Genomic DNA, 22,983 nt, shown 5'->3' with positions numbered 1-22,983 from the left:
ACTTCATGAGGTTGCCACGTCGGTTATTAAAATAACCTCCTCGTCATGACGAAAAACTATTTAATTCATCAATTTCAGGAGAAAATATTAATGTCGTATGTACCGATAGTAATTGAACCAACATCACGCGGTGAACGTGCTTATGATATATATTCAAGATTGCTAAAAGAACGTATAATCTTTGTATGTAGTACTGTTGAAGATCATATGGCAAACTTAATTGTTGCACAATTATTGTTTCTTGAAGCAGAAAATCCTAAAAAAGATATATATATGTATATCAATTCCCCCGGAGGAGTTGTAACCGCAGGTCTTGCGATTTATGACACAATGCAATATATAAAACCTAAAGTGGCTACATTATGCATAGGTCAAGCTTGTTCTATGGGTTCACTTTTATTGTGCGGGGGCGAGAAGGGGATGCGTTATAGTTTACCTCACAGTCGTATTATGATCCATCAACCATCAGGAGGTTATAAAGGGCAAGCTACCGATATAGAAATCCACGCTCAAGAAACCCTAAAAATCAAAAGGTTACTTAACGAATTGTATAGTAAACATACTGAACAAGAGTTAAAACATATCGAAAAAAGTATGGAACGTGATAATTTCATGTCACCGGAAGAAGCAAAAAAATTTGGATTAGTAGATAATATAATGTCTTCTAGAGATGCTATGGCATTGTTAGCAAAATAAAGATTAAATTTTATAGATTTAGTTTTATTATTATAGTATAAGAGAATTAATTTGTTATAGTCAAGTCAGTGGGATTTGCACACCAGAAGCGAGGAGTTAAGCCTAACTAATAGGAGAACGACGAATGATGATGCAGGCGAGTCCAAATCAATTGACTATATTGGGGTCATAGCTCAGTTGGTAGAGTGTTTGAATGGCATTCAAAAGGTCGGGGGTTCGACTCCCCCTGGCTCCACCATGTCTTATTGCTATTTCAATTTATAAATATTTCACACAGTAAACATATCATAAACTAAGGACTTTTTGCTTTTCAAAAAAAGTTAGATAATATTCAAATCTTATTATAATTCCTTTTTAGATTAGTTTTAACTTACTTAGTGAATTAATAAGAGGCTATAAAATGCATAAAGTAATTACACAATTATCAGAAATTAAATTAATTGGTATTACAACAAGTCGGAGAATATAAAGCTCAAAGCGGGGCATTTTAAAGGTAATACAAGTTATTTAATGATAAGAAATATATTATAACATAAGCTTTACCCCACTTTCTACTTCTCATTTTTTGCTTTTTTTTAAATGGCTAGAAATGCCACATATAAAACTATGGTGGAATAAGGATATAGAATGGAGTTTAGAATTGATCGAACAAAAATACTCAAGCTATGTTAGAGGGTATAAGCTAGAAAATAATGAGCCTAAAAATATACACGCTTACATTATAGAAGCAGACTGTACTCCTATAGGATACATCCAAATTTACAATGCTTATGATTTTGAGCGTTCAGACCCATTAATAAAATTACCTTCAAAACTTGCAGCACTTGATTATTTCTTTAATGCTTAGGTTCTGTGGACATTTAATAGAATAATCATAATTATGACTCTTTTTTGCTGCAAATTATAAGTTTTTTTGAAAGAAATATGAATAACTATTCCTTCAAAAATCTTATTACTTTTCGCTAAAAAATACTTCAAAATAAAAAATCAATTAGAAATCTTCACAGAACCTAGATATATTAATATAGATTAAGTGTAAAAAGAATTAGTGAGAAAATGCTAAAAGATCAGAATTTAGATATAGAAAGAAAGCAAGACCATATTGAAATTAATCTTACGAAAAACGTTGAATCTACACTTAAAAGCGGTTTTGAATCTATTCAATTTATTCACAATGCATTACCGGAAATTAACTACGATAGCGTCAATACAACTACTACTTTCCTCGGAAAATCTTTACAAGCACCTATCATAATTTCTAGTATGACCGGAGGCACGACTAGAGCTAGAGATATTAACTATAGACTTGCACAGGTCGCTCAAAAAGCCGGTATTGCTATGGGGCTTGGCTCTATGCGGGTTTTGTTAACGGAACCGGATACAATCAAGACATTTGCAGTAAGGCATATAGCTCCCGATATCCCTTTACTAGCCAATATCGGTGCAGTACAGCTTAATTACGGAGTGACACCTAAAGAATGTCAGTATTTAGTGGATGCTATTAAAGCCGATGCCTTAATTTTACACTTAAACGTTTTACAGGAACTGACTCAGCCGGAAGGTAATAGAAACTGGGAAAAGCTGTTACCTAAGATAAGAGAAGTGGTTAATTACCTCTCTATTCCGGTAATTGTTAAGGAAGTAGGATACGGTTTATCTAAAAAAGTTGCTGAGAGTCTTATTGACGCAGGGGTTAAGGTTCTTGATATTGCAGGGAGCGGTGGGACATCTTGGAGTCAAGTAGAGGCTTATCGTGCTACAAATTCGTTACAAAACCGTATAGCTAGTAGCTTTATTAACTGGGGAATCCCGACTTTAGATTCTCTAAAAATGGTGCGGGAAGTTTCAAAAGATATTCCGATTATTACCAGTGGCGGGTTAAAATCCGGCATTGACGGTGCAAAAGCAATTCGTATAGGAGCTAATATTTTTGGACTTGCCGGTCAATTTTTAAAAGCGGCAGATACTTCTGAAAGCTTGCTTTTCGAAGAGATACAATTGATAATCGAGCAGCTTAAAATTACCATGCTATGCACCGGATCACGCACTTTAAAAGATTTAGCACAAGCAGAGATTAGGTTTTAGTAAAATTTATATTCATAATATATTGGCACCAAATTCAAAAATAACTCTTTCGGCCTTATAATCACTAATTTGAACAAGTTTAACTTCTTCAAGATAATTACCTTTGGTAAATTCGTTAATGACTTTCCGCCAAAATATCAATACCGGTTTATTTTCAGGCATAACCGCAACTTCCCATAATCTTTTATGCATTTGCCAAATTTGCTTAGCTACTTGCCTACCAACTCCTTTATTTTGAAATCTTGCTATAATAAAAAATTCCCCATATTCCAATCGATTTTTATAATGCGTTCCAACCTTATTAAGCAATATAAAACCTGCTATTTCGTCATTTACTTTAATTCAATAGGCTTGCCTATCCGTTTCTATAAAATATTTTTTGTAATCATCAGCTTCATATAAACCATCTCGTGGCAATGTCTAATCATATTCATCTGATTCAAACACCCACAATAACGCGATATATCATATATATAAAACCGTACCATATTTTGGATTAGAGGGTAATCAGCAACGGTTGCAGTGGTTAAACGTATATTCTGTACAGATTCATTCTTCATAACTCTTTTCTTAAATATAATTTAGCCATTTCTCCGGAATTATGATAACCTAGCACTTCATAAAATATATGCGTACTGTCTTTAGCACGTCGATAACCAGAAGTAAGATCAACGATTACGGGGCTATATTTGGGGCTATATTTTTTTTGCTATTTCTTCTAAATATTCCATAAGCTTTTTACCTATTATAAAAGTAAAAATAGAAATTAAAAGACTATCAATATGAGGTAATTAGTAGACGATAAGCTTTATAAAAAGCTTTTAGACTTTATAAATGTAATAACAAATGCATATGAAAATTTTAAATACTCGACAGTGGAAACCTTGATTACTATTTGACTTTCCGGTTCGATAAACTACAAAAATTGGCTAACTGTCCAGACTAGAGCGTGGTAAGTTAGTATTACAGAAAAAAGATATTTTTGTTTAGGTAAAGTTGATGGTAATATTTTAACAGGCCGTTTTACGTTCCAAGATAATCATATAAGAATTTTTAGAGCAGGATACTGGCGCAAAGGTAAGAGAATTTATGAGCAAGAGAATAAAATACACTGATGGGGAAATATGGGAAGTAAAAATAGTAAAAGATTTCTTGCCGCACCCTAGAGAACTTTTATTAAAAGATGATTCAGTAAAAGTAACCATTTCTTTAAGTAAAGAGAGCGTAGAATTTTTTAAATCAGAAGCAGCAACTGCACATGTTCCTTTACTAAGTATTATAAGAAAATAAACGAGCATAACATACTCTTCTGCTGTTAAGAATTGCTCTTTGTTATCTGCATGAATTCACATACTCACTTATCAAGTATAAACTGTACACACTCACCATTTGATAACAAATTCAATGCTTGAAATCATGCGAGTATACCATAAACTGAGCTGGCGGAGAGAGGGGGATTCGAACCCCCGACACGTTGCCGTGAACACGCTTTCCAGGCGTGCGCCTTAAACCGCTCGGCCATCTCTCCCAAATTTTTAGCATTGCCTGTATGGCTTCCTATGTCATTCTCACAAGGTATTGATGTTGTTGCATAGAGTAAAAAGCCTACTAGATATCATCCCAGCGGAAGCGAGGATCCCAAAAAATAAACCTATAAAAACAAGTTTTTTATAGGTTTTACTGGATTCCCGCTTTCTCGCGGGAATGACATAAAACGATCTATGCCACAAAGCCTTTAGTCGCTTGCAATGACGACTCGGGTATCCATACGACAAAGCTAAGACTTATTCTGAGAAAAAATATTATTAGCTTCTTCTAGCTCATTTTTAGTATTAACACCAACAATTAAATCATGATCAGTAGATAATAAATATGAAACCTTTTCACCGTGATTTTTACATATTTTTACTATTTCAGTTAAATAAACTTCCTTATGACCGTTAGTATTAGTAGCAAATAAAGGTAAGTATTTATTTAAAATTTCGCTACTGAAAGCCATAATACCTGAATTACAAAGCTTTATGTTTTTCTCTTCTGCGCTTGCATTTTTATGTTCGATTATCTCTAAAAATTCACCATTTTTATCAGTAATTATTCTCCCATATTGAACCGGATTTGCTCTCTCAAAGCTTAAAGTCACTAATGCAGAATTAGTAAGGCTTAAATAAGCTATTAATTCATGCATAAGTTTTGGAGTAATAAGAGGATGATCAGCGTATAAAACTAATATAGTTTTATTTTTATTAATTAAATCTATTGCTGCATAAGTAGCATGAGCTGTGCCTTTAGGTTCTTCTTGCAGTACAAAGCGACACATATTTTCATAGGACGTTAAATATTTTTTAAGTTCTTCTGAATAAACTATAATTACATCATTTGTAACATTAAGCGAATTCTTTAATACCGTTTCAAGCATTGGAACTCCACCGACTTTATGCATTACTTTCGGTAAATCGGACTCCATTCTAGTACCTTTACCGGCTGCTAAAATAATTATTTGATAATTTGCATCGTTATAAGTCATGGTTCTCCTTGTATTATTTCGTAAACATCATCAGATAACTCATAATTCCCAAAAACTCTTTGCACATCATCACTTTCTTCTAAAACTTCCACAAGCTTTAGTAATTTTTCAGCTTTTTCCTTATCATCTATAATTATTGTATTTAATGGGATCCAGCCTATATACGAATCTTCAGGTATGCCATATTTGCCAGTTAAAAATTCTAGAACTTTAGAGAAATTTTCAATATCCGTATAGATTGTATGGGTGGTATCATCGGATATAATATCATACCCCCCGGCTTCTATAACTGCCTCTAAAACATCTTCATTAGATGCTATATTTATTGGATACTGAATAACTCCGCAATGGTTGAATAAATAATTGACACTACCGGTTTCGCCTAAACTCCCACCATATTTAGTAAAACTAGAGCGTACTTCTGCAGCAGTGCGGTTTTTATTATCGGTTAAAGCTTCAACTATTATAGCAATACCATTCGATGCATAACCTTCATATCTAATTTCCGTATAATTTTCGGTATTAGAAGAACATTAGCACTATTAATAGCTTTATCTATTCTTTCTTTAGGGAGATTTTGACTACGTGCAGCGGTTAAAGCATTTCTAAGACGTGGATTATTTTCAGGGTTATTAGAAGAACCGGTTTTAGCTGCAGTAACTATTTCACGAATTAATTTAGTGAAAACTTTTGCTCTTTTTTTATCTTGAGCCCCTTTACGATGCTGAATATTTTTGAACTTTGAATGACCGGCCATATTTATTTCTTTTCTTTCAAAAGTAGTATTATATACTCTGAAGTAAAATGAAAAGTAATATACGAAGATCAACTTGAAAAAGAGCAAGGAGTCTGCAAACCGAGGAGCGGAGCATATAATAAACATTCAGCATCCGAGGACTTACAAAGACGACGTAGCTAATTTTTCAAGTTCATCGAGTATATTTTTTCTCCAAAAACGATTAATTAACCTTGTTTTGCTTTAAATCTTTTATTCTTTTTATTTATTACAAAAATTTTACCTCTTCTTTTAACGATCTGACAATCTTTATCACGTTTTTTTAATGATTTTAATGAGCTAACAACTTTCATAAAATATACTTTTACATTTAATTTGGATTGATAATAAACATTTTTATTTAATCAGTCAATTAGGTTCTGTACTCTTGTAATAGAATAATCATAATTATGGCTATTTTTAGCTGCAAATTATAAGATTTTTTTGAAATATGAATAACTATTTCTGCAAAAATCTTATTAATTTTTGCTAAAAAATATCTCAAAATTATAATCATTAATCAAAAGTGTACAGTACCTAACAATTTAAAGCATTTTTAAAAAATACCATGCTTCGTGGTTTTTAAATATAAATTTAACCAATAATTACAAAGGGATCAAATTATGAATAAATATTCATTATATAACTTTACTCAAGAAACTATAAATGAAATCAAGCAAAATGGAAGAGAATGGAGTTTAAACAAACCATATTATGATGAATTTCTTGTTGAATTACCGAAATTAGTTCAAAAATTTGAGCTATCTGAAACAATTACAAAAGTAGATTATCCAGGTAAACATGTATCCATATTTAATGCAATAGGGAAGCTAGCATCATATGCTCAACTTGCTAAATGGGCTGAGAATGCTATGAAAGATGAGCAGCAAGGTGAAAATGAAAAAGCTAATAATCAATGGAAAGCTATAAAAGCAGTATTAGAGCATGCTAAAACATTAGGTATAGATTATTGTAGTTTAATAAGAGGCTGGGAAAATAATACAGGAGTAGCACAAGGCGATCAGATACTGAAACTTCTTTTAAACAAAGTGAAACAAAATATTGACTTAAGTATAGATGAGCTGAAGATAGCTAAAATCATAATAGACGAAGCAGATAAAGGAGAATACGGCTTATACACTATTCCAAATAATTATAAAAATAATGAAAATGCAAAACATGCAGCTAACAAACATAAAAAATGGTATGAAAGCATAATTAAAGATGAGGATTTTTCAATGTTACAAGCTTTAAGCTATAGTGTGGATACAAGCTCTATATTGCAAGAAAAAGATCTAATTGATCTATCTGAGGATGATTCTACTATATCTCCCGAAATGTCAAAGGAACAAAATAATCTTAACGATCAACAACTTGCAGCTTTGGTTCATCAAGCAACTGCTCACGCTAACAGAGAGGAAATACCACATATACAACCTTCTACTAGTTCTAATAGGGGAGAGAGCGGTACAGAAGATACTATTTTAGGTATGCAAGCTAAGGATTTAGTAACATTAATTAATGCCGGAGTGCAAGCTTTAGATGGGACTACTAATCCTCAAGATGCTCAAGGTAGCACTGCTGAAGACGTTGTAACACAAGTAAGTAATCTTTTGCAAGCGACAGGAGGCGATATTAATAATTTGTTGGATATGGTACCCGATATATTAGGTAATCCTCAAAACACTAATGATGCTGCTTGGGATTTAGATTAAATCCTTACTTCTTAAATGCTATAACTTCCCTTGCTTCATAAGATAAGTTATGGTAGGCTAGTTTATCTTATTGTAACTCAAGTTATTTTAGCGTTGCCGGTATGGTTTGGGAATTATGCCAAAATTGTTATTGCGAGCGACTACAAGGAGCGTGGCAATCCAGCAAAACAATAAAAAAATTCTGTAAATCAGAATTTTTTACTGGACTGCTTCATCAATTACTCAGTAATTTTCCTCTCAATGAAGTTAAAACCATACTACTCCTATTATTATCCTTTATCCTCTTCTCTAAACCGGCTATTGCCGATCCTGAAATAGCTGAATCCTTTAAATGTTCAAAACTTTTTCCTTACTTTGAAAAAAAATTTAATATCCCATCTAATACGTTACATTCAATAGCTTTAAAAGAATCAGGAAAAAAACATACAACCAGTAAAATTAGATTAGTATGGCCTTGGACGGTAAATGTTGAAGGAAAAGGCTATTATTTTAACACAAAAAGAGCAGCCGTAAGTTTTGTTAGAATAGAGCTTATAAAAGGGCGAGAGAGTATTGATGTCGGATGCATGCAGATTAACTTAAGGCATCATTTAGGGGCTTTTAATTCCCTTGAACAGGCATTTGATCCAAATAATAACATTCGTTACGGTGCAGAATTTTTGCGTTCAAAATATGATCAGCTAGGGAGCTGGCACAAGGCGATAGCTCATTATCATTCGGCTACACATTCTTTAGGGCTTAAATATAAACAAGATGTAGTTAAAATAGCAAGTAATATGGCTCTTTATAAAGCATCCTTACATAGTTATCTAAATAATAATGAAGGGGCTTTAGAAGATACAATTCCAGTAAATAATAACAAAGTTCAAAAAAAATCACTTTTTAGTGGCAATAAAAGATACAGAAGTAGTATTATGATACCGGTTCCTGCTAAAATTAATTAATTCTATGAATATTAAATTAATTACATGTTTTTTAATATTAGTAAGTGCGGTAAAAGTAAATGCCGATTTTAACAATATTCAAGATAATTTTGAATATCAGGAAGAACAATTAGTAATAGAATTACCTTGGAGCGATTGTACCGAAATTCATAAATTATTAGAGGAAAAATTATCTTTTTCAGAACAACAAATAAAAAAAGAAAATAAAATTCATGAGAAATATAAACAATTTTATTTAAAACATAATAACCCTACTAATTTTTCTATGCAATTTCTTGAGAAAAAATCTAAGACTAATGGAGTAGAAACTTTAATATCAGGTTTTTTAAAATTTTGTGAAGATAATTTTCAAACTAGTAAAAGTAAATCTAATTCCCTAAATTATTATATTAAAAAACAACAAGACCAATGGTTTAATTATATAAGAAATGAGAATTACAAAATATATTATAGAAAAAAATACGAAGATAATATCTTTAGAAATAATTAATTAAGGCAACTATATATCTTTGTATAACCTAAATTGTTTCGATATAATAATTTTATATAAAATTGTGTTAGTATAGTTAAGTGTTAGATTTTAAAAGTGTTGTTGATTTATTCGAACAATTACCTACTGAACAAAAGTGCATAATTATTTTACTGACATACGTTGGGCTAACGGAGCTTATTGTCCGTATTGCGGCAACCAAAAGATTTTTCATTATGCGGATGGAACGAATCACAAATGTTCGGCATGTAAAAAGCGTTTTAGTATCAAAGTCGGCACAATGTTTGAAAATAGTAAGATTTCTTTAAAGAAATGGTTTACAGCAGTTTTGCAAGTTACTACGCAAAAAAAAAGTTTATCATCGTTACAGCTTTCAAGAGATATTAATGTTACCCAAACAACTGCATGGTTTTATGCTTCATAGGATTAGAGAAGTGACTAAACTAGAAAGTTTTAGTATTCCTTAAAAAGCACTGTAGAAATAGATAAGACGTATATTGGTGGTAAAGAAAAGAACCAACATCAAAATAAAAAAACTAAAGGTACACAAGGTTGCAGCACAAGGACAAAAACCGTTGTAATCGGCATGATAGAGAGAAACGGTAACGCTAAGGCTCAAGTTATAACAAAGGTTAATTCAAAGACCATAGAAAAAATTGCAATAAATAATATTCTAATAGGGTCAACTATTTTATCTGATGAATGGAAAGCTTACAAGGTATTAGAAAAGTTATATAATCATGAATATATAAATCACGACTTAGGTGTAAATAATATAAGAGAGTCTGTGTCCACAAACACGATAGAAAGCTTTTGAGCGGTGTTTAAGCGTGGTATAAATCGGGACTCTTATTCTATTAGCAAAAAACACATAGAGAGATATTTAAACGAGTTTGTATTTAGGTGCAACCATAAAAACTATAATGTAAGCAATATGTTTAATGCTATACTTTTAAATACAGGTAATTATTTATCTTATAAAGCCTTGGTAGGTCGGTATGAAACTCAAAGTAGTTAAAAACGGAGAATTATCTTTTAACGAGGTTTTAGCAGTGATAGGTCAAGCTCCGTTAAAAATTAATTCTCCAGAGATTGAAGAAGACAAAATCCTTAAACCATTTATAAAATGGGCAGGGGAAAAAGAAGCCTTAGCAAAGAGTTGTGCTTACGCTTACCTGCTAGTTACAATAATCATTATGAGCCTTTTATAGGAGGAGGAGCACTTTTTTTGCACTCGTTCCAGACAAAGCTATTATATCAGATATAAACTTAGATTTCATACAAGACAGTTAAGGATGAAGCTCGAGCATTAATTGAGCTTGTTAGCTAAGCATAAAGCTAATCACTCTCAAGATTATTACTATGCTGTTAGAAAGAACGCAAATAGCGATAACCCTATTGAGATAGCAACACGTTTCATATACCTTAACAAGGCTTGTTATATAATGGTCTTTATAGAGTAAATAGCAAAGGAGAGTGCAATGTCCCGATGGGAGCTTATATGAATCCTAATATTCTTGATAAGGATAACATACTTGCGTGTAGTAAAGCTTTACAAAATGCTGAAATAATATATCAGGATTTCAGCAATATTTCACCTAAGCCTAAAGATTTCGTTGATATAGACCCGCCATATCAACCTATTAATAAATACTTCATTTACAAAATATACAAAGCTTGGCTTTACAGAGGCAGATCAGGTTAAGTTTTATGAAAAATGCAGAGCATTAAATAAGAAAGGTGTATATTTAAATTCAGATAGCGATTTTATAAAGAACTTATACAAGTTTTTTAGTATAGATATAGTAAATGCACCAAGAAGCATAAATTGTAAATCCGACAGTAGGCAAGGAGCTAATGAAGTTTTAATAAGAAATTATTAGTACAATGGTAAAACAAATTGCAATTTTACAAGCTAATAAAACTGTAAACGAACTTGAGATTTTTATATATGATCGACTAAAAAGAGAAGGATATTGTTTTGTACCTAATAAAAGATTTAGTGCAGCTAGGATCCTTAAGCAGCCTATTTATACTAGACAGTTTGAAGTTGGCAAAAATATTTATGATACTAAATGGAAATGCGATTTTATATTATATCATCCAGAACGTCACTCTAATTGCCTAGTTATAGAATCTAAGTAGCAACAATCAGGAGAATCGGTTGATGAAAAATATACTTATCTTGTGCTAAAAAAAAACAAGGAATTTATGATACTATAATAATAATTGATGGTGATGGATATAAAAAAGAAACCTTGAAATGGCTCAAGGATCAAGTTGGCAGTAATTTAATAGAAGTGTTTAGTATGTCTGAATTTACATCTTGGATAAATAACAAGAAAATATAGGTTATACAAGTATATAATTCCCTTAATTTATTTCAGTACTTGATGCATATATTATTTAATTTATATTAACTGTAATAATATACAGGGTTATTTATGTTAAAGAAATTTATATTAGTATTGTTGTGTGTTATAAATCTCTAGGAGAATCTAATAAGACCGAGAACAATGTTTCAGCGATAGAAAGAAAAAAAGTTTCTAGTAATGATAAACAACTAAAACCTGTCTACTTAGAGCATTTTGATCTAACTTTGGATTTAAATCCTACAGAAAAAAGCCTGTTGAGTTTAGAACCTTTATCACCTAATAATAACAATACGCAACCTATAATTGTAGATATTTAGGAGAATTTTGAAGGGCTAGATAGAGTTAAAGGGGATGATATTCGCACTGCAAGACAGAGAGAACTTGTTCAAAATAGTTTGCTAGGAGATTTTTTAGGGGGTTTTATTTCTCGACCGCCACCAACAATTTTAGGAGAGAAAATTCAAGATAGGAGAGGATTATATATTCAACAGACTAAAGCTAAAAAATCACCGAAATAATGCAGTAGAGGGGATAAGTAACAGCTTATTTATCAAGCATGCAGCTAATGATATAATAAGTCGATTAGGAATGATTGATAAGGATTTTTCGGATATTCTAGAAATATCGGCTAAATGCGGTTATCTTACGAGCTTACTAAAAAATGCTTATCGAAGTGCCGATATTACCGTAACAGATATGTCGCCTTTATTGCTTGATTCTTTTGAGCATAATCATAAATTATTAATCGATGATGAAGATTTAGAATTGCCAAAAGACTCTTTTGATTTAATTATTTATTCATTAGGGTTACACTGGATAAATGATGTACAACGCTTTTTATCTAATATAAGAATATTTTTAAAGTCTGACGGTATTTTTATCGGTCATTTTGTCGGAGGAAATAGCTTAAAGAATTTACGTAAATCCTTAATAGATGCCGAAATAGCAAGTGATTTTAAACACTCTCCTCATATTGCTCCTTTTATTCATTTTGATCATGTTCCGATTTTATTTTCGCAAGCAAGATTTGCCGAAGTAATTGTTGACTATGAAAATATAGAGCTAAAATTTGATAATCCTTTAGCTTTAATGAGAGAAATAAAAAATATAGGTGAGGCAAATTCACTAAATGCTAGTCATAATTATGCTATTTCTAAAAAGATGTTTTCTTTACTACAAAATTATACAAACGGCTTTGAAGATAATATTAATTTAATTAGTTTTATTGCTTCACCAAATAAGAATAGTATAAGATTAAAGTTGTTATAAAGGTAATAATGGTATATTTTTAGCAGTATTACATCATTGCGAGGAAATTATGTAAGTAATGGACAAAGCAATCTCAGGATATTTGACAAGATTGCCACGCAGCCTATGGCTGCTCGCAATGACGATCCAACAATTTATTAAGGTCAAACAAATATGCAAGAATTTGATTTAGTGGTAATAGGTAGCGGTCCAGCCGGTTATACAGGCAGTATTAGGGCTGCTCAGCTTGGTATGAAAGTAGCGTGTATTGAGAAAAGCGATACTCTTGGCGGCACTTGTTTAAATATAGGATGCATACCATCGAAAGCTTTACTTAATTCTTCCGAAAAATATGAAGCAGCTCTAAAACATTTTGAGAATATAGGTATTACTGCAGATGTAAAACTAGACTTACAAAAAATGCTAGCTAATAAAGATAAAGTAGTTCTTGATCTTACAAAAGGTATAGAAAGTCTATTTGCCAAAAACAAAGTTACTAGGATAAAAGGTGAAGCTAAAATTAGCTCTAGTAATATCGTTGAAGTAAATAAAGAGCAAATTAAAGCCAAAAATATCCTAATTACTACAGGTTCCAGCGTCATAGAAATACCGAATATCAAAATAGACGAAGAATTTATTGTTTCATCTACCGGTGCTTTGAAACTTTCTAAAGTACCTGAGAACTTAATAGTAGTCGGCGGAGGGTATATAGGCTTAGAACTTGGTTCAGTTTGGCGTCGTTTGGGAGCTAAAGTAACGATTATTGAGTATACACCGAGCATTGTACCTATGCTTGATAAAGAAATTGCTACACAATTTATGAAACTACAGCAAAAACAAGGTATAGAGTTTAAACTGAATACTAAAGTGCTATCTGCTGAAGTAAAGTCAGGAAAAGTAAATCTGACAATAGAGGAGGGCGGTAAGAGTTCAGTAGTAACAAGCGATGTTGTGTTGATGGCGGTAGGCAGAAAAGCCTATACGCAAAATCTAGGACTTGAGTCTGTCGGTATTATTACGGATAAACAAGGTAGCATTGAGATTAATGACCGGTTCCAAACAGCAATTTCAAATATTTACGCAGTCGGTGATGTGGTAAAAGGAGCTATGCTTGCTCATAAAGCCGAGGAAGAGGCTGTAGCTGCCGTGGAAATTATGGCAGGGCAGGCAGGACATGTTAACTATCACTTAATTCCAAGCGTAATATATACTTATCCTGAAGTAGCAAGCGTCGGTGAAACGGAAGAACAGCTAAAAGAAAAAGGCATTAATTATAAAGTCGGTAAGTTTCCGTTTTTAGCAAATAGTAGAGCAAGAGCAATCGGTAGTACGGAAGGGATGGTTAAGATCCTTGCCGATAGTAAAACCGATAGGGTTTTAGGAGCGCATATCATAGGAGCTGATGCAGGTACATTAATTGCCTCGCTTACGGCTTATATGGAATTCGGAGCAGCTTCAGAAGATATAGCAAGAACCTGCCACGCTCACCCAACTTTAAGCGAGGCTATAAAAGAGGCAGCACTTAGTGTAGATAAGAGGACTATTAATATGTGATATATTTCGACGTCATTGCGAGGAAAATTACGAAGTAATTGACGAAGCAATATCAGGAGTCCTGCTTTATGAGATTGCCACACTCCTTGCAGTCGCGGCGTTGTTGCATGGCTTGAAAAACCAGTGCGGTGTCATACCGTGGCTTGACCACGGTATCCAGTAAAACCACTCAAAATACTAATAATATTAGTATTTTTAACTAGATCCCACGAACAAGTCGTGGGATGACAGAGATGAAGCAAGCCATACCACAAGGCCTTCAGTCGCTCGCAATGACGAATTTAAGGATATTTATGACCAAACAAGAGCTGCGTCTTTATTTCAAAGAATTTTTAATAAAAAACCAAGATAAGATTAATTCCGATTTAGTCAAAAACTCTCTAATCAATAAAATTAGCCGGTTATTACAGGAGTTAAAAGTAAAGACAGTAGGACTTTATTTTCCTCTAAAATATGAAATTAACTTACTTGAAATAACAAACTTACATCCTGAAATAAGATTCTTCCTACCGAAAATCATAAAAAATGAGATAAAATATTGTTCTTATCATTATAACGATCAATTGGCTTTAGGGGCTTTTAAAACCTACGAACCTATAAATAATGATTTTTTTATTCCTGAGTTAGTTATTATCCCAGGGCTTGCGTTTAGTAAGGAGGGTTATAGACTTGGATACGGCAAAGGACATTTTGACCGATATCTTAATAATAACCGAAATATATTAACCGCCGGAGTTTGTTTAAAAGAACAATTAATAGATAATTTTCTGATTGAATCTCATGATCGTAAGCTTAAATTTATGATGTCGGTATAAAATAACCTTAATTTTTTTAACTTTGGGTAAAATGGTTGATATAATAAAAAAAATTGTCGTATTGATCGGTGTACCTTTTGCTTTTTTTGCACAAACAGTTGGAGATTGGCTAGAAACAGGACAAATATCCGGCGATACTTAGACTGGAGATATTTGCTTTCAATTAGCATTAGTAGGAGTAGGGACACTTATCATAACCCAGGCATTTAGTAACTTGCCTGATGATGTATACAACGAATATGTCAAAGTAGTACAAGATAGTGAGATACAAGTTACATTAGTTGGCTAATTTTTTTCTATTCATAATAGGCTACAAATTATTCGATTTATAGCTCTTTGCTTATAAGTTATTACACAAACTTATTATTTCATCTTTATATTTTTGTTTGTGTAAATATTTGCTTTTTAAATTTAGATTTTTAAAATCCTTGTGATTCAATGGCGGGTATTTACTAAGCTTTATTAAATCTTCATCTAAAATAAAATGCTTACGAGGAATATTTATAGTTTGTGCATTCTCTTCACGATAAGCTGCAAGCATTTGAATTTTGTGATTAAAACTCTTATCATCACTTATATATTTTATTTTTTTCCAAGCATCTTTCGGCTCAACCTTATAATTTCTAACATCTAATAAAGTACTAAGAGTAGTTTGATATTTATTAGTTAAATTATTTCTAATAATTATATTATTTAACTCTTTATATATCTTATACAAATACTCCACGTCTAACATTGCATAATTTAACATATCACTAGTAATAGGACGTTTTAGCCAGTTAGATTTTTGGTGGGTTTTATCGATAGTAATACCGATTAGCTTATAGCAAAGGTCATCATAGCTTAGCTGTTTACCAAATCCGCAAATATTTGCTGCAATTTGTATATCAAAAACATTAGCAGGTAGTGTTTTAAATAAATTATAGAAAATCTCTAAATCTTCACGAGGAGCATGAAATATTTTAGTAATATTATTATCTGCAAGCAGCTTATTAAAAATATTCAGATCTAAATTGCTTAATGCATCAATTATTCCGCAATATTCTTCTGCTTTAACTTGAATTATACTAAGCTGAGCATAATAAGTATAGCGACGCTCAAATTCCGTATCTATGCTTAAGCATGCCTTATTTACTAACCGGTTACAAAATTCTTCTAATGTTTTTTGATTATCGATAATTTGCATAGAAGCTATTTATAAAGCTCCGATAATTTTTAAGAAAAGATTAGTATGAGATAACGACAGAACCACTTCAAGACCGATTAAAATAATAATAATCCACTCAAGTTTGGTGGAATGTTTATAATTAAGATCGTTTGAAAGAATGTCTAAAAGCTCATGAATCATATTAAGACGATGATTCATTATATTTTGCCGTATTTCTATGTCTTGAAACTCTGCTGTCATGAGATATAGAGGCTCATAACTCGGACGACGCCAAAAGAATTCTGGAGTATCGAATATATCGCTATGCAAACTGATTGAATAACGCTCGTTAAATAATATACCTATTTGCTGTAATATCTCCTTTTTAGAAAGCGATACGCTACCGGTTCTAGCTAGTTCCTGTTGTATAGGGGTTGTCTGAACAATCAAGTTACTAACAGATTGCTCAAGAACGCTAAGTTTAACCGATTGTGCAAGCGCATGGGAAATAGAAAGTTTAACAAAAACTGATTTATCTGCCAAGATTATTTTATTTTTTTCTTCATCAATAAATGTTTTCTTGACCTCCGTATTATATTCAAAATAAATATAATCGGATACCGGCTCTTTAAGCTTATTTACTGGTACTAAATCAGTATCGCTTAAAACTATTTTTTCTTGAATTTCATCGCCGCCCCAAATAGTTACACAACCAAACGGAAAGAAAAATATCTCTATAAAATCAGAATCTTTATTTATCTCTTTCCGAATATATAAAACATCGTCAAAATGTTGAGGTTCAAGACCAATCTTTTTTAAATTAGTAACTAGATCACTCATCTTATATTCGGAAGAAGTACAGTAAGATGAACATCTCATGATTATTAAGTTTAATTTATATAAATTTAGAGTATAGTAGTTAGGAACCTATAAAGTCAATAATATTATAATTATGTATGAAATATTAAGTAATAGAGAAGTTATCAAAATAATAGGTTTTGATTCCGTAAAGTTCCTACAAAATCTCATTACTAACGATATTTGTAAGAGTATAGTCAATTCAGTTGAATTCGGATACAAGGAGCGAGGAGCGAAGCCTATAATAATAGGCGAGACGACGAGTAACGCAGTAGGCGAGTCCAAATCAATTGACTATAATTATTGCTATACTTATTTGCTTAATAATCAAGGAAGATATTTATTTGATTTTTTCGTGTATGTTCATAACCCTGAGGAAATTTACCTTGATATTGATAAAAGTAATAAAGCTGCTTTGATAGAGTATTTAAACTTCTATAAATTTCGCTCAAAAATACAAGTAATAGATTGTAGTGACGAATATAAAGTTATCTACTCACTTCAAAAATTAGATATAGACTCGCTAATTACGGTTCGTGATCCTCGTTATGCTAAGCTTGGTTTCCGCTCAATAAATAAGCTCGATGTCATACCGCTGTGCGGTATCCAGACAACAATTAAAAAAGACTGGACCCCGTGGTCAAGCCACGGGGTGACAGAGGGGGAACCGCCCCCCTCAACAACATCTCCCCGCGAAAGCGGAAATCCAATATACCTAGAAGATAAATATAATTTTGCAATAATAGATGGTGTGGAAGATTTAATCACAGATAAATCTATTCCAAATATGTATGGTGCTGAGGAGTTAAATGCAATTAGTTTTGATAAAGGTTGTTATGTCGGGCAGGAAGTGATTTCAAGGGCTAAATATCAAGGAGTTATAAGAAGAAAGATATATAAAATTACAGCAGATGAAGATTTATCTTCATTAGTTAAAAATGCAGAAATACTCGCAGATAACAATAAAATCGGCGTAATATGCTCAAGTTATCACAATAAAGCAATCGCCTTAATTAGAGAAGAACAATATCTTGCCGATAAAGGAGCTGATGTTACCGTTAAAGGGATTAAAATAAACTTATCTCTCGCACCTTGGTATTAAATAATAGTTAATTTTTTAATAATCACTTGATATTTATTAAGTTTTTATGTATTATAGTAATAATAAATAGATACAAACCATATTTCATGGTATTTTTATAAAAAATAATATAAATTGGAGACTTTTATTTATACACCTTTTCAATTATTAACTTCAGGAAACATACAATTAATACCGGCTATATTAAACAGAACTAATGTTAACAACAAACTGAATATTTTTGAAGCTCTTTGTAGTTTAATACCTCAACAATAAGATCAGAATGTTAAAAATGTTTTAGAAAATACTGCTGTACAGATATTAAACAAAATGATCCTCATCCCTGACACTAATTGGGATAAGAAAGATACAAACGGTAATACTATACTTGAATGGGGTATTTGTAGTAATAGCTCCAATGTTATTGATGTATTTCATCATAACCCTGCACTTATGGCAAAATTTGTTTCAACTGAGAAAGCACAAATTCATAATTTTTTCCGTGTTGCTATGGAGTCGCATATTTCTGATGATTTCCGTAAGACACAAATTGAAAAATTTACACAATTAGGTTTAGATATTAATGATCTTGGTCAAGATAATCATATTGCTTTATATTCTACAATAAATATCAGCTTATTACTAATAATCCGAGTAATCAAAATATAAGTTTATTTCAAACTCAAATGGATAAATATTATAAAATAATTGAGAATCTAGTTAAATTTGGTGTTAATCCTTCGCTTAAGGCAAATAATATATTAAATTTATTAGCTACCGGTACTTTACAAATACAAAATACAATATCTAAAATGTCCGATAACGGTAATAAATATTTAGCTCAAGCAGGTTTTAAAACTTTAATAATGAATGCAAAGGAATTAGTAGAAAAAACATTAGAAAATTGTAACCTTGGAAATTCTACCGGCGGTAATAATATGATTGCTACGCTTGGTAATATAATATGGTCTATTAAACAAGATATTTCAAACGAATCCGGTCAAGAAAAAACATTGTTAATCAACAATTTTAAAGAACTGAAATCTTTAGCTGAACCTATAATAGAAAAAATAGTAAAAAAGCAAGGATTTAATCCTAACATTATGGATCAATTGAATTCTAATACAATAGCATGGTTCGGTGCATTTGGAGCCGCATTCTTAGAAAAATGCATAAAAAATACGCATACAAAACCTGATGTAAATTTCTATGATAAGAGTGGTAAAACACCACTTGATTGGTATAGCGATTATAATGCTACTAAAATCGTAGAAACTTTAATAAAAAATGACGGTAATGTAAATCTTCAGTGTACTCAAGATGCAGCTACTCCTGGCCATAGATTATTTTTAAATAATTCAAAAGTATAATGCTAGCAACCCAAAACTGCCAACTCTAAAAGCATTAAAACAAGCTGCCGTTTGATCCAAGTATCAAGATGGTAGGTAATAAAAACTGCAGCAGATGTATTAGAAGAGAAAAAAACAGCTATAGTTGATGACAATGATTATCATAATGCACGATGAGTACATAACTTGGTATAATAACGATTATACTGTAGCATAATTAGGTCAGGCAGTAGAAGTTTAATCTTTATGAATAAAAAATGAGTCTTGTATTTCATTCCTAGCTAAAAGCGGCCTTATTGCATGGCTCGTTTATATTCATGCCCGCAGAAGCAGGAATTTCAGCATAAAGCGAGCTTTAAAAAAATCTTTTAAAAAGTTTTGAAGTACTGGATTCCCGCCTACGCGGGAATAACATCGAGTCTTATGACACCAATGTGTATTCGTAGGAATGACATACTTTTTTAACTCCACAAAAATATTGTTTGTTTCTTTTTTTATCTTTATTATTATTTGCATAGAAAATCCCTATAACTTAACTCTATGCCAAATATAGATCTCCTTATTTTTACTAGCTTTTTAGCGATTAATTTGCTAGTTGGACTTCTAAATATCAAAAATATTGCGAATATGCGATAGAAACAAGGAATTTTTCTACAGGTACAATAGTCGCAACTCTTATTGCTACTTGGATCGGTACTAGTACTTTTTTAATCGATAATTCAAGAATATATACGGACGGATCATTGTACTTATTACCTAGTATATTCGGTAGCGTTGTTAGTTGGTTATTAATTAGTGACTTTATAGCTCCTCGTTTTGAGAATTTTTTGGGTAGCTTATCGGCAGCGGAAATAATAGGGGAGGCGTACGGTAACAAAGTTCGTATTCTTACGTCGATAGTTAGTATATTAATGTCTATAGGTATGATTGCCATGCAATTCCACGTAGCAAGTTAATATTACAGCTATTCTTTAACATTTCAAATTTTTACATAGATTTATGTATTGCCACTGTAAAATAATAAGCTCTTCTGCTTTTGGCGGTGTAAAATCGGTTACTTTTACCGAAGCCGTACAGTTTTTTACTTAATTGTAATTGACGTTTCCGCTATTTATTAGTACAATTATTCCGGTAATAGGAATTGTCGTATGGAATGTTTTTAGTGATCCGCATATAGTTATAGATTCAAATGTACACACTCGTCTTACTGATTTACAAGGATTGTTTTACTATACTAGTCCTAAATTTTGGATTTCTTTAAATATTTTTATATATTTTGTGATTCCGTCATTTGGTCCTTCAATTTTTCAAAGAATATTGATGGCAAAAGACACAAGTCAAATATCACAAACATTTTTTATTTCGGCAGTTATTTGTCTTTTTTTATCCGTTTTATTCATTTGGATTGCAATATTATTATTGTCTCAAGATCCGGTAGTTAACACCAATGAATTGTTTTTACGGATCATTAAAAGTTATATAGGATTTAAGGGGTTAATAGTCGGCGTTATTGTGGCAATGATAATCGCAAGTACGAACTCTTATATTAACGTTGCAGTGATAATGACATCATTAAAAAAGCTTCATTAAATTATAATTATATAACCGCAATTACTATAGAATTAATAGGTTTTATTATATCGCTCTACACTAAAGATTTAATAAATCTATTTTTATTATTGACTAGCATCTATTTACCGCTAAGCACTTTGCCGTTAATTTTGTTAATATACGGTTTTAAATCAAGTGTCAAAAGTTTTTTTATCGGTATGATTACTGCAATATTGACTATTATATTGTGGCAAATATTTTCTTTAAGAACAGTTCTAGGTATTTATCCGATACTACCCGCAACTATTGTAAATTTACTCTTTTTCCTTGAAAGCCATTATATTTTAAAGCAACCCGTAGGGTTTAGTTCTTTAAAAGAGCCGCTAGCCGTTAAAATAATAAGGCAAGAGAGAGAAAGAAAAGGTTTGACTTTATTTCGTGATCTTAAGAATTTTAACATCTTTAAATATTGGGAAAGTACCCTACCAAATCAAGAAATTACTTATAGTTATGTCGGTATATTTATTTTAATATCGATGTTCTCATCTTTATATACCACATCAGGTAGCAGAATAATGAACCATTTGGAGATATATAATATTATTTACCATACCACACTTATAACTGCTGCAATATTAATTACTTATCCCTTATGGTCTTTAAAGTTTCAAAAGAATTATATTATATCTTTATCTTGGTTTGTGGCTACTTTCGTTATATTAATATTTTTCGGTAGTTTACTTGTTATATCAAGTAGTTTTGATCAACTGCAATTAATGTGTTCGATAATTAACTTATTTATAATTGCAACGATATTCAGGTGGCAAGCTACTTTACTTATGACCGTTACAGGCGTGTTTGCTAGTATAGAGTTTTATAAATATTTTATGGATGAGAAGTTATTAATTAGCATAAATAGTTTTCAATTCAAAGTAGTATATTCCTAACCTTATTTAGTAGCCTTTTAATAGTATGCTTAAAACCAAGGCAGGAGCAAGAAAAATTAGTTAACCTAAAAAATACTCCTTTAGGTAATAGAGTTAATTATAGAGAGCAGGAATTATAGAAGTTACTTGATTTGAAACATTAGTTCTTACGTGATATAAACCATGAAATCAATACGCCGCTCACCGGTATTATTAGCCTTGGTGAAACCTTATGGGCTGATTATGTGATACATTTAATGAAGATCAGCGTCGCAATGCAGTAGAGATTATAGCTAAAAGCTCTATTAAATTAAATAGCTTGATAAATAATATTCTAGATTTTTCAAAATTGTCCAGTCTTAATGATGAACTAAATAAAAAAGATATAAACTTAAGTGAATTGCTACATGAAAGGATTAAAATATGTAAGAAATTATATCTAAACGGCAAAATCTTAAATTTTGTATCTGATATTGAAAAGAATATAATAATTATATTCTTTTCAATTTTAACTGTGATCCTCATTATATTAACACACATTCGATAATCTAATAATAAATGCTATCAGCTGTTGTAGTGAGGGAATAATAAAAATTGATCTACACATGCAAGAAAATAATATCTTGTTTTAGTATAAAAGACGATGGAATAGGAGTACTGAAAGAGGAATTGCAGAGTTATATTCGGTGTATTTGTTGTAAGCTCTAAAACACGTACGGCAGGAGTTAGAGGAGTAGGACTTGCATTATGTAAGAAAGTAATAGAACTGCACGCCGGAAAAATTTGGGCAGCAAACGATAAACAGGGAAAGACTACTTTTATTTTTACGATGCCTTTGTAATTGAAAATG

The 22,983-nt window shown here is 31.6% G+C and carries 22 protein-coding genes, 2 tRNA genes and 10 pseudogenes; 24 read left to right on the top strand and 10 right to left on the bottom strand.

The annotated features are described in order from the left end of the window. The first annotated feature begins 90 nt into the window (after positions 1–90). The 4 genes from clpP to fni all read left to right on the top strand — a co-directional run bounded on the left by clpP (position 91) and on the right by fni (position 2,781). Positions 91–696 (top strand): ATP-dependent Clp endopeptidase proteolytic subunit ClpP, encoded by a 606-nt coding sequence (gene clpP, locus RAT170B_RS06260; protein ID WP_004998361.1) that lies wholly within the window; start codon positions 91–93, stop codon positions 694–696. A 162-nt stretch (positions 697–858) separates the two neighbouring features. Further along, positions 859–934 (top strand) — tRNA-Ala (locus tag RAT170B_RS06255). Between the two features lie 351 nt (positions 935–1,285). Continuing rightward, positions 1,286–1,543 (top strand): acetyltransferase, encoded by a 258-nt coding sequence (locus RAT170B_RS06250; RefSeq protein ID WP_146620364.1) that lies wholly within the window; start codon positions 1,286–1,288, stop codon positions 1,541–1,543. A 209-nt stretch (positions 1,544–1,752) separates the two neighbouring features. After that, entirely contained in the window at positions 1,753–2,781 is a 1,029-nt protein-coding gene (gene fni / locus RAT170B_RS06245; protein WP_014120840.1) for a type 2 isopentenyl-diphosphate Delta-isomerase, read from the top strand. Positions 2,782–2,793: 12 nt separating this feature from the next. On the opposite strand, the gene RAT170B_RS06240 is transcribed toward fni, so the two are convergent. The 3 genes and pseudogenes from RAT170B_RS06240 to RAT170B_RS09120 form a co-directional block, all read right to left on the bottom strand. Next, entirely contained in the window at positions 2,794–3,090 is a 297-nt protein-coding gene (locus RAT170B_RS06240; protein WP_082068690.1) for an acetyltransferase, read from the bottom strand. A gap of 33 nt (positions 3,091–3,123) precedes the next feature. Further along, positions 3,124–3,341 (bottom strand): annotated as a pseudogene (locus tag RAT170B_RS09125) (hypothetical protein). Next, positions 3,338–3,527 (bottom strand): annotated as a pseudogene (locus RAT170B_RS09120) (GNAT family N-acetyltransferase); the annotation flags it as partial. The pseudogenes RAT170B_RS09125 and RAT170B_RS09120, both read right to left, overlap by 4 nt. Before the next feature lie 343 nt (positions 3,528–3,870). Between RAT170B_RS09120 and RAT170B_RS06235 the strand changes: the two are divergent. Beyond that, positions 3,871–4,071, top strand: a complete 201-nt coding sequence (locus RAT170B_RS06235) for a hypothetical protein (protein ID WP_045805888.1) — start codon at positions 3,871–3,873, stop codon at positions 4,069–4,071. Positions 4,072–4,221: 150 nt separating this feature from the next. Here the strand turns inward: RAT170B_RS06235 and RAT170B_RS06230 are convergent. From RAT170B_RS06230 to ykgO, 4 genes and pseudogenes are all read right to left on the bottom strand, one after another. Beyond that, a tRNA-Ser gene (locus RAT170B_RS06230) sits at positions 4,222–4,309 on the bottom strand. Positions 4,310–4,558: 249 nt separating this feature from the next. After that, positions 4,559–5,305, bottom strand: a complete 747-nt coding sequence (locus RAT170B_RS06225) for a sugar phosphate nucleotidyltransferase (RefSeq protein WP_014014389.1) — start codon at positions 5,303–5,305, stop codon at positions 4,559–4,561. Next, a pseudogene (locus tag RAT170B_RS06220) lies at positions 5,302–6,062 on the bottom strand (YebC/PmpR family DNA-binding transcriptional regulator). The gene RAT170B_RS06225 and the pseudogene RAT170B_RS06220 overlap by 4 nt, the downstream one beginning before the upstream one ends. Before the next feature lie 206 nt (positions 6,063–6,268). Continuing rightward, positions 6,269–6,394: a type B 50S ribosomal protein L36 gene (gene ykgO, locus RAT170B_RS06215; RefSeq protein ID WP_004998227.1), complete on the bottom strand. Its 126-nt coding sequence runs from the start codon at positions 6,392–6,394 to the stop codon at positions 6,269–6,271. 924 nt (positions 6,395–7,318) lie between these two features. Here ykgO and RAT170B_RS12250 point away from each other — a divergent pair. The 13 genes and pseudogenes from RAT170B_RS12250 (at position 7,319) to lpdA (ending at position 14,406) form a co-directional block, all read left to right on the top strand. Next, the gene (locus RAT170B_RS12250; RefSeq protein WP_045805910.1) at positions 7,319–7,795 is read left to right on the top strand and encodes a hypothetical protein; all 477 of its coding nucleotides are present in this window, start codon (positions 7,319–7,321) and stop codon (positions 7,793–7,795) included. 101 nt (positions 7,796–7,896) lie between these two features. Next, the gene (locus RAT170B_RS06200; protein ID WP_014014393.1) at positions 7,897–8,739 is read left to right on the top strand and encodes a lytic transglycosylase domain-containing protein; all 843 of its coding nucleotides are present in this window, start codon (positions 7,897–7,899) and stop codon (positions 8,737–8,739) included. 4 nt (positions 8,740–8,743) lie between these two features. Next, on the top strand, positions 8,744–9,229 hold the full coding sequence (locus RAT170B_RS06195) for a DUF2532 domain-containing protein (RefSeq protein ID WP_045805887.1): 486 nt from the start codon (positions 8,744–8,746) through the stop codon (positions 9,227–9,229). Positions 9,230–9,365: 136 nt separating this feature from the next. Then, positions 9,366–9,653, top strand: coding sequence for a transposase (locus RAT170B_RS07855; RefSeq protein WP_052691988.1), 288 nt, complete (start codon positions 9,366–9,368; stop codon positions 9,651–9,653). A 51-nt stretch (positions 9,654–9,704) separates the two neighbouring features. Further along, positions 9,705–10,046: pseudogene (locus RAT170B_RS07850) on the top strand (transposase); the annotation flags it as partial. Between the two features lie 181 nt (positions 10,047–10,227). Next, on the top strand, positions 10,228–10,440 hold the full coding sequence (locus RAT170B_RS06185; protein WP_014014397.1) for a hypothetical protein: 213 nt from the start codon (positions 10,228–10,230) through the stop codon (positions 10,438–10,440). Then, positions 10,416–10,496 (top strand): annotated as a pseudogene (locus RAT170B_RS12450) (hypothetical protein); the annotation flags it as partial. The gene RAT170B_RS06185 and the pseudogene RAT170B_RS12450, both read left to right, overlap by 25 nt. A gap of 222 nt (positions 10,497–10,718) precedes the next feature. Then, positions 10,719–11,001: pseudogene (locus RAT170B_RS11770) on the top strand (DNA adenine methylase); the annotation flags it as partial. 115 nt (positions 11,002–11,116) lie between these two features. Next, positions 11,117–11,374 (top strand): PD-(D/E)XK nuclease superfamily protein, encoded by a 258-nt coding sequence (locus RAT170B_RS11765; RefSeq protein WP_045805886.1) that lies wholly within the window; start codon positions 11,117–11,119, stop codon positions 11,372–11,374. 29 nt (positions 11,375–11,403) lie between these two features. After that, positions 11,404–11,580 (top strand): PD-(D/E)XK nuclease superfamily protein, encoded by a 177-nt coding sequence (locus RAT170B_RS12245; RefSeq protein ID WP_315849892.1) that lies wholly within the window; start codon positions 11,404–11,406, stop codon positions 11,578–11,580. Positions 11,581–11,673: 93 nt separating this feature from the next. Next, positions 11,674–12,122: pseudogene (locus RAT170B_RS11760) on the top strand (hypothetical protein). Positions 12,123–12,153: 31 nt separating this feature from the next. Beyond that, the gene (locus tag RAT170B_RS06165) at positions 12,154–12,873 is read left to right on the top strand and encodes a methyltransferase domain-containing protein (RefSeq protein ID WP_261368760.1); all 720 of its coding nucleotides are present in this window, start codon (positions 12,154–12,156) and stop codon (positions 12,871–12,873) included. Between the two features lie 153 nt (positions 12,874–13,026). Next, positions 13,027–14,406: a dihydrolipoyl dehydrogenase gene (lpdA, locus tag RAT170B_RS06160; RefSeq protein WP_014014402.1), complete on the top strand. Its 1,380-nt coding sequence runs from the start codon at positions 13,027–13,029 to the stop codon at positions 14,404–14,406. Here the strand turns inward: lpdA and RAT170B_RS12445 are convergent. Continuing rightward, positions 14,382–14,498 (bottom strand): annotated as a pseudogene (locus tag RAT170B_RS12445) (lytic transglycosylase domain-containing protein); the annotation flags it as partial. The gene lpdA and the pseudogene RAT170B_RS12445 sit on opposite strands and share 25 nt — an antisense overlap. Before the next feature lie 201 nt (positions 14,499–14,699). Here RAT170B_RS12445 and RAT170B_RS06155 point away from each other — a divergent pair. Further along, complete coding sequence (locus RAT170B_RS06155) at positions 14,700–15,221, top strand: 5-formyltetrahydrofolate cyclo-ligase (protein WP_014014403.1); 522 nt, start codon at positions 14,700–14,702, stop codon at positions 15,219–15,221. Positions 15,222–15,282: 61 nt separating this feature from the next. Then, positions 15,283–15,510, top strand: a pseudogene (locus RAT170B_RS12240) (hypothetical protein). 51 nt (positions 15,511–15,561) lie between these two features. Here RAT170B_RS12240 and RAT170B_RS06150 read toward each other — a convergent pair. Beyond that, positions 15,562–16,407: a ribonuclease D gene (locus RAT170B_RS06150; protein ID WP_045805885.1), complete on the bottom strand. Its 846-nt coding sequence runs from the start codon at positions 16,405–16,407 to the stop codon at positions 15,562–15,564. 9 nt (positions 16,408–16,416) lie between these two features. After that, positions 16,417–17,208, bottom strand: a complete 792-nt coding sequence (locus tag RAT170B_RS06145) for an RMD1 family protein (RefSeq protein ID WP_012150942.1) — start codon at positions 17,206–17,208, stop codon at positions 16,417–16,419. 112 nt (positions 17,209–17,320) lie between these two features. Here RAT170B_RS06145 and RAT170B_RS06140 point away from each other — a divergent pair, with 112 nt between their 5' ends. The 4 genes and pseudogenes from RAT170B_RS06140 (at position 17,321) to RAT170B_RS12235 (ending at position 22,974) form a co-directional block, all read left to right on the top strand. Further along, complete coding sequence (locus RAT170B_RS06140; RefSeq protein WP_014014407.1) at positions 17,321–18,328, top strand: YgfZ/GcvT domain-containing protein; 1,008 nt, start codon at positions 17,321–17,323, stop codon at positions 18,326–18,328. A 309-nt stretch (positions 18,329–18,637) separates the two neighbouring features. Then, positions 18,638–18,976 carry a hypothetical protein gene (locus RAT170B_RS06135; RefSeq protein ID WP_045805884.1) on the top strand — a complete coding sequence of 113 codons (339 nt, stop codon included), beginning with the start codon at positions 18,638–18,640 and terminating at the stop codon, positions 18,974–18,976. Positions 18,977–18,993: 17 nt separating this feature from the next. Further along, the gene (locus RAT170B_RS06130) at positions 18,994–19,677 is read left to right on the top strand and encodes an ankyrin repeat domain-containing protein (RefSeq protein ID WP_045805883.1); all 684 of its coding nucleotides are present in this window, start codon (positions 18,994–18,996) and stop codon (positions 19,675–19,677) included. A gap of 519 nt (positions 19,678–20,196) precedes the next feature. Continuing rightward, positions 20,197–22,974, top strand: a pseudogene (locus RAT170B_RS12235) (ATP-binding protein). The last annotated feature ends 9 nt before the right edge of the window (positions 22,975–22,983 follow it).

Source organism: Rickettsia argasii T170-B, assembly GCF_000965185.1.
GTDB lineage: Bacteria > Pseudomonadota > Alphaproteobacteria > Rickettsiales > Rickettsiaceae > Rickettsia > Rickettsia rickettsii.
This window is presented reverse-complemented; position numbering and strand designations above follow the sequence as displayed.